This is a genomic window from Alcaligenes faecalis (assembly GCF_005311025.1).
Taxonomy (GTDB): Bacteria; Pseudomonadota; Gammaproteobacteria; order Burkholderiales; family Burkholderiaceae_B; genus Alcaligenes; species Alcaligenes phenolicus.
The window spans coordinates 1,518,258-1,532,531 of the sequence record NZ_CP031747.1 but is presented as its reverse complement, the minus strand read 5'-3'; the positions used below and the strand labels follow the sequence as shown (position 1 = coordinate 1,532,531).

The following is a 14,274-nucleotide window of genomic DNA, read 5'->3' as shown; positions in this document are numbered from 1 at the left end:
AGGTTCGGGGGGTCTAATAAAACCATTCCGCAATCGGCGGAACATTGACCCGATAACCCGATACAGGAAACCCAATCATGCGATTCACTTTACCCACTCTTGCCGCCGTACTTGCTCTGAGCGCCACCGCTGCCCTCGCGCAACCAGCCAACTACACAGGCCCAAGCAATGCACCTCAAGCCGCCCCGGCTGCCGGCTCCTACTCTGGCCCTAACAATGTGCCGCTCATGACCGTCAAGCAGCTCCTGGAAACCGGCCGCGACGATCAAATCGCGCGTTTGCAAGGCCGTCTGGTGTCGTTTGAAGGTGATGAGCGCTATATTTTTGAAGATGCCACCGGCCGTATCACGGTAGAGATCGACAACAAGGACTTTCCGGCTGGTCAAACCATCAGCGCCGAACAGAAAGTGGAGCTGACGGGCGAGTTCGACAAAGGCCTGCGCAAAACTGAATTTGAAGTCGACCGCCTGAGCCTGCTGCCTTAATCCTGCCTAGCCACAAGACGGGCGGTGTCCAATATCCAACAGTCAGCCAAGCGAGCAATGGGACCCCACCAGCTGGCTATTGGGAATATTACCCGCCCCTTTTGTCCGTTCTCCCTTGGCAGTCGCCACCAGCCATCGTCGCACAATTTTCTCTTCGCCAGGTTCAAGTCCCGCCAACAACCCTTCCTCCAACCTGACGAAGCGTTTGCAGAAGCATCGTTAAAAAAGAGCACAAACCGATTACCTGACGCCGTATCTGCAATACATATTCGAAACTATTGGCATCCAGGACTTCCGAGCAGTCACGTTCGACAAAATTTGTAGAAAAATTGCGCAGGTTGAAAGCACGGTGGAGCAAGCAGCGTAAAGCTGCCATGCTTTCAACATACACAGCAGCTATACAAGCACTTTCAGGTTGGCCAGTACTTTCCCCCTACACAGATCCCATACCCTAACAAAACTCTGCTTTTTTTTATTTAAACTGACCTTTTTTTTAGAAATTCAGAGGGTTGGTCTGCAATCTTCATAAGTGTTCGGATGTAATAAACCTGCGCCTCTACCTGTTTATTTATTTTGTAAAACGTAGATGGGCAAACACAGCACATACTCGAACATAACTACATCCCAGCAGAGCTAACGTCAGAGGAGCAGAGAAATTGAGTATTCTGGAATCCATACCAGAACATTGGGGATACCGATTTGAATCTGTCGGCGCAGCCATAGCTGACGCTCAGATAGATCCGGCCTCCATCCACCTCAAGACTAAGGCCTATTTTTTCCTGATCATGCTCAGCGCCCAGCCCGAGCGCACCCTGGCCATCAACAGTGACCGTCGTCTGACCGGCTTTGCGCCAATAGGCAACATCGAAATCGTGCCTCAGGACTCAGAGCTTTTTTCAACCTGGCGGTACACCAAACACACCATGTTGATTGCCATGACAGAAAAGCGGCTGCTGCAGTTGAGCGGCCGCGAATGGGGAGAGGATCCCGGAGAATTTCATCTACCCAGATTGGGTGTTGTGGATGAAAAAGCGCTGGCCATTGCTGCGGAAATGCGCAATGAACTGGTATGCGCTTCCTTCGGGTATGAAGAGTGCCTCGAATCCCTACTGACGCTTTTCGGCATACATGTCCTGCGCACCTACACCAGTCTGAACAAGCGATCTACTCATGATATGCCCATCACCGGCGGTCTGAGCCCCATGATGCGCAGCCGAGTCATCGATTACGTCCATAGCCATCTGCCCGAGAAGATCACCGTCGAAACACTCGCCCGAATCGCAGGGCTATCTCCCAGTCATTTTGCCCGAGCCTTTCGGCAATCCCTAGGCCAAACGCCTCACGAATTCGTCGTCACCACCCGCTTGCAGTTAGCAAAAAAAATGATTCAGACATCCAGCACTTCGCTATACGAAATATCCCAGCTCACAGGCTTTTCCAGCAACAGCCATATGAGCGCATCCATGAAGAAAGCCTGGGGGAAAAACCCGTCGCAGATCCGTCACTCTGAGCGTCAGACCTTCCAAGCGCGCTGCACCCTGCCTGCTCATCCTACAAAATCCTGATACACAACGCTGAGCCAACACTATTGACCTCGGATTACAACGTATGACTCCCTACCGCTTGCCCCCTTTACTACTTGCACTTTTCCTTGGCGTATCTCCAGCCCCTGGCGAAGCTACCAATCTGGACACACAAAATGCGCCACATCAAAGCCGGGAAACCAATCAAGCCCACGCAGCGAATTTGCCAGCCGGGACATTTGTAGGCGACGACATCAAACTGACCTTGAAGCCGCAAGGAAGCTACGTACTCAGCGGAGACGCCGTTGGCACGCCCATACACGGTGCTTGGTCAGTAGACCGTCAAGGTAAGCACGCCATCTTGCAATTGGTGCCAGGACGGACAGGCGACACATGGAGCTTCGGTATCCGATCCGCCAACACCTTACAACTGATAGACCCGGAAAATACGGCTGCCTTAGATAGGCCGTTAGATATCTATGAGGATGCAGGCGTGCTGACTCGGTCAAAAGAATGAAAAATGGGTTCCCATCAGGAACCCATTTTTACTTAAGGCAGACGAGAGACGATATAAGACGTCTCGTACTCATGACCTGGATAGGTGCTATTAATATTTCGCATCAGGTCATGTTTGCTGATTTCACCTCGAAATGCATCATGCAGCCACACCAAGAACTGTTCTTCCTGCGCCTTAGAGTTAATAGGCAAACGATCATATTTAGGATTTGCCTTGATCTGAACCAACAACCCATCCAGCCAGGTCTTGAACGACATATCCTGCTGCGCAGCTACGACGCGACTATCTTGAACAGTCGTGCAGCCCTGCATCAAGGGGGCCACCAAGGCCAAAGACAGCAAGGTACCGCCGCCCAATTGTCGAATAGAAAATCTCATGGCGCCCCCCCTTCAATCCTCAAATAGATCCCAATAGGTTCCCATCCACTGAAAAGTATAGGAATGCCCGGCCTTTAAACGATAGGTCACTTCACCATTATGAGAAATCTTGAAGAATCTGGCGTTGAAATTCTTGCATCCATCCTCTTCGTAAGACTCTGATCTCTCGCCCCGAATAATGTATTGGGCCACCTCGCTTTCCTCACCGTCTGGAAATGTACATGACAAGTTGAAATGCACTTCCCCCCGAGGGTTGTCGGACGAAATTGTGACAGAACCGGCCTGAGCCGCTCCGCCCACTACTATTCCCGTAGAGGCGATAAGCAGCAATGCTTTATTCATTAATTTCATAACTTCCCCTCGGCATCTATTTTTTGGCCAATATTAAGAATCTGGAAAACCCGATTTTTATTGTATCCAAGCAAAAATAGACGTACAGACCAGCACAATCAGTTCCTTGCTCTAACTGTTAAAAACCAATCCTTTATTTATTAAATAGTTATTCAAAATCTCCTATCTAAATCGAGCAGCCAGCAAAGGCAAGACTCTCAAGGCCTGCGCTGATCTTGCTCGGTTTCCAGTCAGCGACCCTTTTTGCAGCAACGACGCAGAGCTTGGCTAAACATAAATTATTAATTTCACCGGCTCTATAAAACGCAGCCAAGAAAAAAGCCCCCACACATTACTGTGCGAGGGCTTTTGAATTCTGGCGGACAGAGGGGGATTCGAACCCCCGATACGCTATAAACGTATACACGCTTTCCAGGCGTGCGCCTTCAACCACTCGGCCACCTGTCCTAACTGTTCTTTTGGCCAAGCAATTTGAAGCTGCTAACGCCAAGTCCATAATAATAGCAGCACTTATCCTTGTAACGCAAGTGCTCAAATTCTTTCTTCGGCTAATTAGTAGCAACTAAACAGTAAAGCGTACAAACAGCTTATTCCGAGTCCGGCGGATAAGCTCCACCCACCGCTCGCAGCAAGGCTTCCCAATGATCGCGCTGGCGCGCCAGGACGCGCAGGTCGGCACCCAGCAAGCGCACATCGGTAAATTCAAACGGCTCTACATCGTCCAGCCCGGCCAGTTCGGTAATATCGGCCACGCCTCGTCCCTGCCCCAGGATCTTGGGGGCCAGGTACATCAGTAATTGGTCCACTACACCCGCATCAATCAAGGCACCGGAAAGGCGAGCACCGGCTTCTGCATGGACTTCATTGATCTGTTGATCTGTCATCCAGTCCAGAACGGCACGGACATCCACCTGACCTTCGTGCAAGGGCATGGGAATAACCTGTGCATTTCGATCTGCCAGCTCCGCCTCCAGCTCGGGATCACGACGGTGACTGAATACCCAGCACGGCGTGCTGTCCAGCAAGGCAGCTTTCGGGTCCATGCGTAAATGCGTATCCAGCACAGCCTTGATCGGGGGACGCGGCGTAGAAACCGCACGCACATTCATTAAGGGATTATCGGCATGCACGGTTCCGATGCCTGTCAGCACGACGCAACTGCGGGCGCGCCAGTGGTGACCGTCGTCACGAGCCTGCGGCCCGGTAATCCATTGAGAGCGACCGTCCGGCAAGGCACTGCGGCCATCCAGCGAAGCGGCCATCTTCATCCACAACCAGGGACGCCCACGTGTCATGCGGGCAAAGAAACCGGCGTTGATCGCCAGCGCCTGCTCTACACACAAGGGGCCATCTACGGTAATACCCGCCTGACGCAAGCGTGAAACGCCGTTGCCAGCCACCAAGGGGTTGGGGTCGTACATGGAAAAGACAACACGCCCAGCGCCTGCTTTGATCAGCGCATCGGCACAAGGAGGGGTTCGCCCGTGGTGACTGCAAGGCTCCAGGGTGACGTAGAAGGTCGCACCGGCCACACTGACGCCGCGCTCTTTGGCTTGGCGCAAGGCCATCACTTCGGCGTGAGGGCCACCCGCTTGCTGTGTTGAACCCGAAGCCAATAATTGGCCATCGCGCACGATCAGGCAGGCGACTCGCGGGTTGGGGGCACTGATATAAAGGGATTTCTCGGCCAGCTCCAGGGCTTGCCGCATCCAGATGACGTCTTCTTGCTCGACCATAGCCTTAGCCGCGGTCGGGATCGTTCATTTCGTCGATCGCCTCTACGAACTCGCGGATGTCTTTAAAGCTCTTGTAGACCGAGGCAAAGCGCACATAGGCCACCTGGTCCAACTGCTTGAGCTCGGCCATGACCAGCTCGCCTATGGTCTCGGAGGAAACTTCGCGCTCGCCAGTCAGTTGAAGTTTTTCTTCGATACGCTGCACAGCGGCATCGACCTGAGCCATGGGGATGGAACGCTTGCGCAGTGCAACACCCATGCTCGCCCGCAAACGTGCGGGGTCAAAATCCATACGAGTGCCATTGCGCTTGGCCACAACCGGCAGGCTCAGCTCGGCACGCTCGTAAGTCGTGAAGCGCCGTTCACAGGCCGAGCATTTACGACGTCGCCGTATGGCGTCGCCTTCTTCGGTGATTCGAGAGTCGATCACCTGGGTATCGGCATGGTGGCAGAACGGACACTTCATTCAAGATCGCGGGCCTCACGGCCCGCTCCGGCTGGATTACTTGGAGGAGTAAACGGGCAACTTGGCAGTCAGCTCGTGTACACGGCGACGAACGTCCGCCAAAACGGCTTCGTCGTGAGGGTTGTCCAGTACATCAGCAATCAGGTGCGCCGTCAATTCCGCTTCGGCTTCTTTAAAGCCGCGAGTGGTCATGGCAGGAGTACCCAAACGCACGCCGCTGGTGACAAATGGCTTCTCGGGGTCGTTAGGAATGGCGTTCTTGTTGACCGTGATGTGAGCCTTGCCCAGTGCTTCTTCAGCCACTTTACCGGTGATGCCCTTGGGACGCAGGTCTACCAGCATGACGTGGCTTTCGGTGCGACCGGACACGATACGCAGACCGCGCTCAACCAGAGTGCGGGCCAGAACGTCAGCGTTCTTCACAACTTGAGCAGCGTAGGTCTTGAACTCGGGAGCCAGAGCTTCCTTGAACGCAACAGCCTTACCAGCGATCACGTGGATCAGTGGACCGCCTTGAATGCCGGGGAAAATAGCCGAGTTGATGGCTTTTTCGTGTTCGGCCTTCATCATGATGACGCCACCACGAGGACCGCGCAGGGACTTGTGAGTGGTAGACGTCACAAAGTCAGCGTGAGGCACGGGGTTGGGGTAAGCACCACCAGCAACCAGACCGGCGTAGTGGGCAATGTCGATCATCAGCAAGGCGCCGTTTTCATGAGCAATACGAGCCATGCGTTCGAAGTCGATGCGCAGGGCGTAAGCCGAAGCACCACCCACGATCAGCTTGGGCTTGTGCTCTTTGGCCAGGCGCTCCAGCTCGTCGTAGTCCAGCTCTTCGTTCTCGTCCAGACCGTAGGATACGAAGTTGTACAGCTTGCCCGATGCGTTCACGGGGGAACCGTGGGTCAAGTGACCACCTTCTGCCAGGCTCATGCCCAGAACGGTATCACCGGGTTTGAGCACAGCCATGTACACGCCCTGGTTGGCTTGCGAACCGGAGTTGGGCTGCACGTTGGCGGCTTCTGCACCGAACAGCTCTTTCAGACGGTCAATAGCCAGTTGCTCGACCACGTCCACGAACTCGCAACCGCCGTAGTAGCGCTTGCCAGGATAACCTTCCGCGTATTTGTTGGTCAGTTGTGTGCCCTGGGCCTGCATCACGGCGGGGCTGGTGTAGTTTTCCGAGGCGATCAGCTCGATGTGCTGCTCCTGGCGCACATCTTCGCTTTGAATCGCAGCCCAAAGATCGGGGTCAACTTTGTCAAGAGTCGCAGAACGGTCAAACATGAGGGTTCCTAAGGATAAAGTGGTAGCAAACTAAGAAAGCAACATTTTAGCGCGGAAGCGCGTCAAACCACCGAGACAAACGTCTCTGGTGGCAGAAACCCCAAAAAACATGGAAATAAGTAAGGCGGCGGCAGGCGGACTCAAGAGAATATGAAAAAAACTCAAACAGTCCGCCCTGGGGAATCAGGATTGCTGGATCAAACGGGGATTCAGGGTATACATACCGGTCAGGGATGCACGACCCAGAATATGACCTTCCATGGCGCGCAACACGTCCTGGCCATTGAAGCGACCTTCCAAAGGCAGCTCGGCAATATCCAGGGCATAAACCGTAAAGACATAACGGTGCGGCAAAGCATCGTTCCACGGAGGGCACGGGCCGTCGTAGCCGAAGTAATCACCGTTCATGTCGCGGTCGCTGGCAAACCAGTTGGTAAAGTCGTTCACGCCCTGGCGTGTATCGTCCAGAGCCAGTGGACCGGCTTTACCGCGTGGCGTGATGCCCTTGGAATAAGAGCCTTCTGCCAGGCTACGCAGCTCGGGCGAGATGTTGATCAAGACCCAATGAAAGAAATCCACCCGTGGCAAATCCGCCGGTACCTCGCGCCCATCCTGGTTCACATCGTCCGGTTTACTGGGGACATCGGGGTCGTGGCAAATAACCACAAAGGATTGGGTCTGCTCGGGAACATCGGACCATTCCAGATGCGGATTGGCGTTACCGGCCAAGGCGACTCTCGATTGCGCGTCGTAACGGCAAAACGCCAGACGCTCGGGAATCACGCTCTGATCTTGAAAAGAATCACTACGCAGTTTCATTGCAGACCTCCACAATCAATCAGCCGGTCAAAGTGACTCGCGCAAACTTGCGCTTGCCCACTTGCAGCACATAGCTGCCCGGCTCCAGTTGCAAACCTTTATCGTCCACACGTTCGCCATTGATGCGCACGCCGCCCTGCTCCACATTGCGCTGGGCTTCGCTGCCGGAGGCAACCAGACCTGCTTCGCGCAAGACACGCAGCAAGGCCAGTTCACCCGCCACGGTTACCTCGGGCATGTCCTCGGGCATTTCGCCACGACGGAAACGGGCATCGAAAGTTTCCAGCGCCTGCTCGGCGGCCTGGGCGCTGTGGAAACGTGTGACGATCTCCTGTGCCAGCTCCACTTTGACTTCACGTGGGTTACGACCTTCTTCAATCTGCTTTTGCAGACCAGCGATGTCTTCCAGACTACGGAACGACAACAGCTCGAAGTAACGCCACATCAAGGTATCGGAGATGGACATCAACTTGCCGAACATGGAGTCCGGCGTTTCACTGATACCAATGTAATTGCCTTTGGATTTGGACATTTTTTCTACGCCGTCCAAACCCACCAGCAATGGCATGGTCAAAATACATTGCTGTTCCTGACCATATTCTTTTTGCAATTCACGACCCACCAGCAAATTGAATTTCTGGTCGGTACCGCCCAATTCCACGTCCGCTTTCAATTGAACCGAATCGTAGCCTTGCAGCAAAGGATACAAAAACTCGTGCACCGAAATAGGCTGATTCGCCTTGAAGCGCTTGGTGAAATCATCACGCTCCATCATGCGGGCCACGGTGTAACGCGAAGCCAGTTGAATCATGCCGCGCGAACCGAGCTTGTCGCACCACTCCGAGTTGTAGCGAACTTCGGTACGGGCCGGGTCCAGAACCAGCGCAGCCTGATCGTAGTAGGTCTTGGCGTTGGCAATGACCTGCTCGGGCGTCAGGGGCGGACGAGTCGTGTTGCGGCCGCTGGGATCACCAATGGTGGAGGTGAAGTCGCCAATCAAAAAGATGACGGTATGCCCCAAATCCTGCAGCTGGCGCATCTTGTTGAGCACCACTGTGTGCCCCAGGTGAATGTCGGGAGCCGTGGGGTCCAGACCCAGCTTGATCCGCAGCGGCTGTCCTGTTGCATGGCTGCGCGCCAGTTTGCGGGCAAACTCGGATTCGACGAGCAATTCGTCGCAGCCGCGTTTGACGATGGCTAAATCAGCCAGGACTTCTGGAGAAAGGGGCTCTGAGGGGGATGACATAACAAATCTGGTGACAAACTAATGAGTAAAAATGCTCGAAAAATTAAGCCTAATGCGCTAGGATAGCCTGCTATTGCGAGACGTGCTTAAGAATTGAGCAAGGTTTCGTAAACCGAATTATTTTATCATTCCCGCGCAGGTCAGATCGCCAGGGCTGGAATGTTCTGTCCGCCCAGTACAACTGACCTCCGCCTGCCAGCCGGGTGGACGGTAAACCGTACGTCCAACAAGGTTCTGGTTTTATGTTCAGCAAAGGGAAACGCTCCTCCTCCCACCTCAACATCCACCAGCCTCGGTCCGCCCGAGCCCTTTTTATCCGTGCCGGTTTGATCACGCTTGCTCTTGGCTCTTTTGTAGCCGCCGGTGCACTTGCCGTGGTGATGCCCAGCAGCCCGGAACCCCAGATTTACCAAGCCCGCACCGCCTTGACCCTGCCATCGGACCTGACCGTGCTGCAGGCCCAGGACCAGCAAGCCTACATTACTGAAACCCGCATCCGCCGTGGCGACACCTTGTCCGCCCTGCTCCAGCGCATGGAAGTCAGTGAAGAAGGCTTGTTGCAATTTCTGACGCACGACAAGAAAGCGCGCTCCATCTACAAGCTTTACCCTGGCCGTACCATCCAAGCTGCCTTGGATGCCAATGGCAATTTGCAATGGCTGCGCTACCGTCATACCCCCTACTCCGATCAGTCCGGCCAAGGTCTGGCCAGCTGGCTGGAAGTACGCCCGGACGGTAACAATGGCTTTATCGCCCAGGAACAAACCGACCTGACCCAGACCCGAGTGCGCGTGGCTCAAGCCACGATCAACAGCTCGCTGTTTGGCGCCAGCGATCAGGCCGGCATCCCCGACAACATCACGCTGCAAATGGCGGATGTGATGGGCAGCAAGATCGACTTTCTGAAAGATCTGCGCAAAGGCGACAGTTTCCGCGTGGTCTACGAGTCCTACGGTCATGAAGGCCAGGACGTGGGTTCGGGCCGCTTGCTGGCAGTGGAATTCATCAATCAGGGCAAAACTCATGAGGCCGCCTGGTTCCAGCCTGAAAATGGCTCCGGCGGTTATTACGACTTCAGCGGCCAAAGCCTGAAAGGCGCTTTCCTGCGCACCGCATTGAAGTTCACCCGCATCAGCTCCACCTTTGGCGGTCGCCGCCATCCGGTGCATGGCGGATGGCGTGACCACAAGGGTGTGGACTATGCTGCCCCATCCGGCACCCCCATCCACGCTACCGCGGATGGCACAGTCGAGTTTATTGGCCGCCAAAATGGTTACGGCAACACGATCATCCTGAAGCATCACGGTCAGTTCACCACCTTGTACGCTCACCAGAGCCGCTTTGCCGCTGGACTGCGCAAAGGCGACCGCGTAGAACAGGGTCAGTTGATTGGCTATGTGGGTTCGACGGGCTGGGCAACAGGCCCACATCTGCATTACGAATTCCGTATCGCCCAGAAAGCCGTTGATCCCCTGTCGGTAGACCTGCCAGTAGCACGCGTTCTGGATGCCCCGCAGCGCAAGCAGTTCCAGCAAACCCTGGCTTCCTACCAGAACAGCTTTGCCTTGCTGCACACAGATGCTGAGCCCGTAAAGCTGGCCAGCCGCTAAACCATGAAAGCCCCCCTGTTTATCGGACTGATGTCTGGTACCAGCATGGACGGTGTGGATGCCGTGCTGGCATCCTTCGGCCCACAGGGGGCACAGATACACCAAACCCATAGCCTGCCTATGCCAGCCGCTCTGCGAGACGAGCTGCTGGCTTTGCAGCATCCAGGGCACAACGAACTGGCCCGCGCCAGCATCGCCGCCCAGCAACTGACCGAACTCTACGCCCAGGCTTGCCTGCCCTGGACTCAAGGCCCCGAGAAAGACCTGATCCGTGCGATTGGCGTACACGGTCAGACCATCCGCCATGCGCCTGACCAGGGCTACACCTTGCAATTGAATGCCCCTGCTCTTCTAGCCGAGCGCTGTGGAGTGGATGTAATTGCAGACTTCCGCAGCCGGGATATAGCGGCGGGCGGCCAAGGTGCACCTTTGGTGCCCATCGTCCATGAAGCCCTGTTCCGTCACGAACATGGCCGCGTCATTCTGAACTTGGGTGGAATTGCGAATATCTCCCTGCTGCTGCCTGGACGCAATGTTTTTGGCTTTGATACTGGCCCGGCAAACATGCTGCTGGATGCCTGGGTGAACAAACATGAAGGCCAGCCCTACGACAAGGACGGACAATGGGCTGATAGCGCGGCATCTGACCCTGCCTTGCTTGCCAGCCTATTGAGCGAACCCTGGTTTGCTCTGCCTGCTCCTAAATCTACAGGTCGTGATCTGTTCAATTTGAGGTGGCTGCAGGAGCATCTGGATCGTGTTGATCCGAAAGGCGAGCTTCAGCCTGCTACGGTGCAATCCACTCTGATGGACTTGACCGTACATAGCGTTGCACAGGCCATCCAGCCTTACGCAGATCAGATTCAAGAGCTGATTGTGTGTGGTGGTGGCGCTGCCAATCCGGCCATGCTGAAACGCCTGGGCGATCTGGTGACTATGCCTATCCGCTCCAGCGCCGAGCTGGGCATGGATCCGCAATCCATCGAAGCCCTGGCCTTTGCTTGGCTGGCTTACGCGCATATCGAACGCATTCCTGCCGGGCTGCCTGCTGTGACAGGTGCACGGCGCGCTACGGTGCTGGGCGCTTGTTATCCGGCCTGAGAACTGCTTTTAACGTTTAGCTTCGCAAAACTTTAAAATACAGCGGCGGACTCATAATCCGTTAGCCAAGCACCTGCCAAAAAGCAGAACATGACAAGGCAGCGCCCCTCCTGTTCAAAACAAATAGAAGCAAGCCGTTCTTTTCTTTGGGCCGTGCCATTAACAGCATTGAGCTGCTTCGCCGCCCTACCTAGGCTACGAACGAGCACCCAAAGTTGAACCGCGAAGCGCCCTACAACGGATTAGCCCTGAAACCTGACGCTGCACGGCCTTCAACAAAACCCCGTAAACAAAACACCCCAGACTCTGGACTCAGAGTCTGGGGTGTACTTTGTAGCAACCTACCAAGGCCTGGAACGCTAAGCAATCAGCGCCAGCCTTGCTTTCTTACATCGTGAAGGAAGAACCGCAGCCGCAGGTAGTCGTGGCATTCGGGTTACGAATCACGAACTGAGCGCCGTCCAGGTCGTCCTTGTAATCAATTTCAGCGCCCACCAGGTATTGAAAGCTCATGGCGTCAACCAGCAGTTGCACGCCATCCTTATCAATAATGGTGTCGTCGTCGTTAACTAGTTCGTCAAAGGTGAAGCCATACTGGAAGCCGGAACAGCCGCCACCTTGCACGAAGACGCGCAGCTTCAGTTCGGGGCTACCTTCTTCAATCAGGAGCTCACGGACCTTCTCAACCGCTGAATCGGTAAAGATCAGTGGGGAAGGAGGGGCTTGCAGATCAACGGATTCGGTAAGAGTGCTCATGTGGTTCTCCTGCCGGCCCCCGCCGGCATGAATAATTATCATGTGATCGCCTTGCACATGACCACCCGCGGGTAAGGTGATTAGTCTGGCTGGGCGATTTTTTCCTGGCGAGAGGCGCGGATAACGCTTCCTTCCAGGACGTTCAGCGTCAAGGCGGTGGGTTCAAAGCCTGGCGGCAAAGCCAGCCAACCCATGGCGCGCTGAAACTGGTTGAAGTTTAAAACCAAGGGATCGATCTGTTCTACAGACGACTCTGCCAGTACCGAGTCCGGCCCGGAACTGGGTGATAAATCGATTTTAACGTTTTTTCCGTCTTGCCGCCCAGTCAGCTGAAACTGGAGGCGCCCGGAAAAAGCCTTTCCTTCTGGGGCGTTACGTTGCAGCAGTACCTTGTACTCCAGCAAATCACCCCTTTTCGCAACGTCCAGAGCTCGGACAGTAACAGAACCACTGGGACCGGGTGGGAGCAACTGTTCATAAAAGGCCAACTGTTCGCGCGTCTGCGCCAGTTCGGCCTGGGTAGACGACAAGGACTTTTCCAAACCCTTGCGCGTGCTCTCTTCCAGAACCAGTTGCCCGCGCAGCCCTTCAAATTCACTTTGAATTTGCTGCAGGGATTGCTGGCTACGCGCCAGATTTTGCATGGCCAGCTGTATTTGTTCGGACTGATCGGCCGGTTGAGTCAGGCTGCGGTAAAGCCACAGGCCTCCACCGCCCAACAACACTCCCAGCAATACGGCCAGCCCAATCGTATTCGCCCCGCCCCGCGAACGGGAAGGAGCGACAGTAGAAGAATTGGTTTGCGGTGATTCAGCCATAAACATTTGACCTGTTCACCAAGACCAAGTTCCCTTTAAGGCAAAATTGCAACGTGATTCAAGCCGGTTTGTTCTGGCAGACCGAACAAGATATTCATGTTCTGCACAGCCTGGCCCGAAGCACCCTTAACCAGATTGTCCTGCACCACCAGAATGATCAACTGATCGCCATTGCCAGGACGCTGCACGGAAATACGCAGCTGGTTGGAAGCGCGTACCGAGCGGGTTTCTGGCAGAGTACCGGCAGGCAGCACATCTACAAAGGTTTCCTGGGCGTAGCGCTGCTCGTACAAGGCCTGGAAGTCTGTATCCATGGCTTCGGGCGTGATACGTGCGTAGATCGTGGAGAACATGCCTCGGATCATGGGCACCAAATGGGGCACAAAGGTCAGACCGACCGGGCCACCAGCCAATCGCTGCAGCTGTTCCACAATTTCCGGATGGTGACGGTGACCCGACACGCCATATGCCTTGAAGTTGTCGCTGGCTTCAGCAAACAGATTGGGAACCGAAGCCCCTTTACCAGCACCGGACACACCGGATTTGCAGTCTGCAATCAGATGCTGGGTATCAACCAGCGCCTTGCCGCCTTCCAGCAAGGGAGCCAGGCCCAGCAAGACGGTGGTGGGGTAGCAACCCGGGTTACCAATAACCTTGGCTTGAGCAATCTTGTCGCGCAGCAGCTCTGGCAGGCCATAAGCCGATTGGCTCAGGATGTCCGGGCAACTGTGCTCCATCTTGTACCACTTCTGGAATACGTCCGTATCTTGCAGGCGGAAGTCTGCGGCCAGGTCAATGACGCGCACACCCGCTTCCAGCAGACGTTCGACCTGGCTCATGGCCACGCCATGTGGAGTGGCAAAAAAGACCACGTCACACTGTTCCAGATTGGCATTTTCCGGCGTGGAGAACTTCAGGTCCACATGACCACGCAGGTTCGGATACATATCCGATACCGGCACACCGTCCTCTTTACGCGAGGTAATGGCAACCAGTTCTACCTGGGGGTGCTGACTTAACAGACGCAGCAACTCGACCCCGGTGTAACCTGTACCGCCAACAATCCCTACCTTGATCCGGGTATCGCTATGTGTAGCCATGAACTTTCCTGAAAGAGAGACGAGCAAAAATTCTATCTTAACGTAGTCCTGCCTGTTCTCAAGCACCAGACCGGGCAAAGCA

General features: G+C 55.0%; 15 protein-coding genes and 1 tRNA gene. 5 read left to right on the top strand and 11 right to left on the bottom strand.

Annotated elements, in window-relative coordinates; genetic code table 11:
• Positions 1–77 precede the first annotated feature (77 nt).
• The 3 genes from D0C27_RS06965 (at position 78) to D0C27_RS06955 (ending at position 2,525) form a co-directional block, all read left to right on the top strand.
• Entirely contained in the window at positions 78–485 is a 408-nt protein-coding gene (locus D0C27_RS06965; protein WP_137430668.1) for a YgiW/YdeI family stress tolerance OB fold protein, read from the top strand.
• A gap of 656 nt (positions 486–1,141) precedes the next feature.
• On the top strand, positions 1,142–2,050 hold the full coding sequence (locus D0C27_RS06960; RefSeq protein ID WP_137430667.1) for a helix-turn-helix domain-containing protein: 909 nt from the start codon (positions 1,142–1,144) through the stop codon (positions 2,048–2,050).
• A 43-nt stretch (positions 2,051–2,093) separates the two neighbouring features.
• Entirely contained in the window at positions 2,094–2,525 is a 432-nt protein-coding gene (locus D0C27_RS06955; RefSeq protein WP_137430666.1) for a hypothetical protein, read from the top strand.
• A gap of 32 nt (positions 2,526–2,557) precedes the next feature.
• Here D0C27_RS06955 and D0C27_RS06950 read toward each other — a convergent pair whose 3' ends face one another.
• The 8 genes from D0C27_RS06950 to tyrS form a co-directional block, all read right to left on the bottom strand.
• Positions 2,558–2,902 carry a hypothetical protein gene (locus tag D0C27_RS06950; protein WP_035270526.1) on the bottom strand — a complete coding sequence of 115 codons (345 nt, stop codon included), beginning with the start codon at positions 2,900–2,902 and terminating at the stop codon, positions 2,558–2,560.
• A 12-nt stretch (positions 2,903–2,914) separates the two neighbouring features.
• Positions 2,915–3,253 carry a hypothetical protein gene (locus tag D0C27_RS06945; protein ID WP_137430665.1) on the bottom strand — a complete coding sequence of 113 codons (339 nt, stop codon included), beginning with the start codon at positions 3,251–3,253 and terminating at the stop codon, positions 2,915–2,917.
• Between the two features lie 356 nt (positions 3,254–3,609).
• Positions 3,610–3,700, bottom strand: a tRNA-Ser gene (locus D0C27_RS06940).
• A gap of 140 nt (positions 3,701–3,840) precedes the next feature.
• On the bottom strand, positions 3,841–4,989 hold the full coding sequence (gene ribD, locus D0C27_RS06935; RefSeq protein WP_137430664.1) for a bifunctional diaminohydroxyphosphoribosylaminopyrimidine deaminase/5-amino-6-(5-phosphoribosylamino)uracil reductase RibD: 1,149 nt from the start codon (positions 4,987–4,989) through the stop codon (positions 3,841–3,843).
• Between the two features lie 4 nt (positions 4,990–4,993).
• Positions 4,994–5,455: a transcriptional regulator NrdR gene (gene nrdR / locus D0C27_RS06930; RefSeq protein ID WP_003801815.1), complete on the bottom strand. Its 462-nt coding sequence runs from the start codon at positions 5,453–5,455 to the stop codon at positions 4,994–4,996.
• Between the two features lie 36 nt (positions 5,456–5,491).
• A complete protein-coding gene (glyA, locus tag D0C27_RS06925; protein WP_009460681.1) occupies positions 5,492–6,742 on the bottom strand; it encodes a serine hydroxymethyltransferase in 1,251 nt (416 codons plus the stop codon).
• 183 nt (positions 6,743–6,925) lie between these two features.
• Positions 6,926–7,561 carry a YbhB/YbcL family Raf kinase inhibitor-like protein gene (locus D0C27_RS06920; RefSeq protein ID WP_009460679.1) on the bottom strand — a complete coding sequence of 212 codons (636 nt, stop codon included), beginning with the start codon at positions 7,559–7,561 and terminating at the stop codon, positions 6,926–6,928.
• A gap of 19 nt (positions 7,562–7,580) precedes the next feature.
• Positions 7,581–8,807, bottom strand: a complete 1,227-nt coding sequence (gene tyrS / locus D0C27_RS06915) for a tyrosine--tRNA ligase (RefSeq protein WP_009460677.1) — start codon at positions 8,805–8,807, stop codon at positions 7,581–7,583.
• Between the two features lie 242 nt (positions 8,808–9,049).
• Between tyrS and D0C27_RS06910 the strand changes: the two genes are divergently transcribed.
• On the top strand, positions 9,050–10,417 hold the full coding sequence (locus tag D0C27_RS06910) for a M23 family metallopeptidase (protein ID WP_026484381.1): 1,368 nt from the start codon (positions 9,050–9,052) through the stop codon (positions 10,415–10,417).
• A 3-nt stretch (positions 10,418–10,420) separates the two neighbouring features.
• Positions 10,421–11,518 carry an anhydro-N-acetylmuramic acid kinase gene (locus tag D0C27_RS06905; protein ID WP_137430663.1) on the top strand — a complete coding sequence of 366 codons (1,098 nt, stop codon included), beginning with the start codon at positions 10,421–10,423 and terminating at the stop codon, positions 11,516–11,518.
• Positions 11,519–11,905: 387 nt separating this feature from the next.
• On the opposite strand, the gene erpA is transcribed toward D0C27_RS06905, so the two are convergent.
• The 3 genes from erpA to argC all read right to left on the bottom strand — a co-directional run bounded on the left by erpA (position 11,906) and on the right by argC (position 14,192).
• Entirely contained in the window at positions 11,906–12,274 is a 369-nt protein-coding gene (gene erpA / locus D0C27_RS06900; protein WP_003801826.1) for an iron-sulfur cluster insertion protein ErpA, read from the bottom strand.
• Positions 12,275–12,354: 80 nt separating this feature from the next.
• Positions 12,355–13,092, bottom strand: coding sequence for a DUF6776 family protein (locus tag D0C27_RS06895; protein WP_137430662.1), 738 nt, complete (start codon positions 13,090–13,092; stop codon positions 12,355–12,357).
• A gap of 35 nt (positions 13,093–13,127) precedes the next feature.
• On the bottom strand, positions 13,128–14,192 hold the full coding sequence (gene argC, locus D0C27_RS06890) for an N-acetyl-gamma-glutamyl-phosphate reductase (protein WP_083054623.1): 1,065 nt from the start codon (positions 14,190–14,192) through the stop codon (positions 13,128–13,130).
• Positions 14,193–14,274 lie beyond the last annotated feature (82 nt).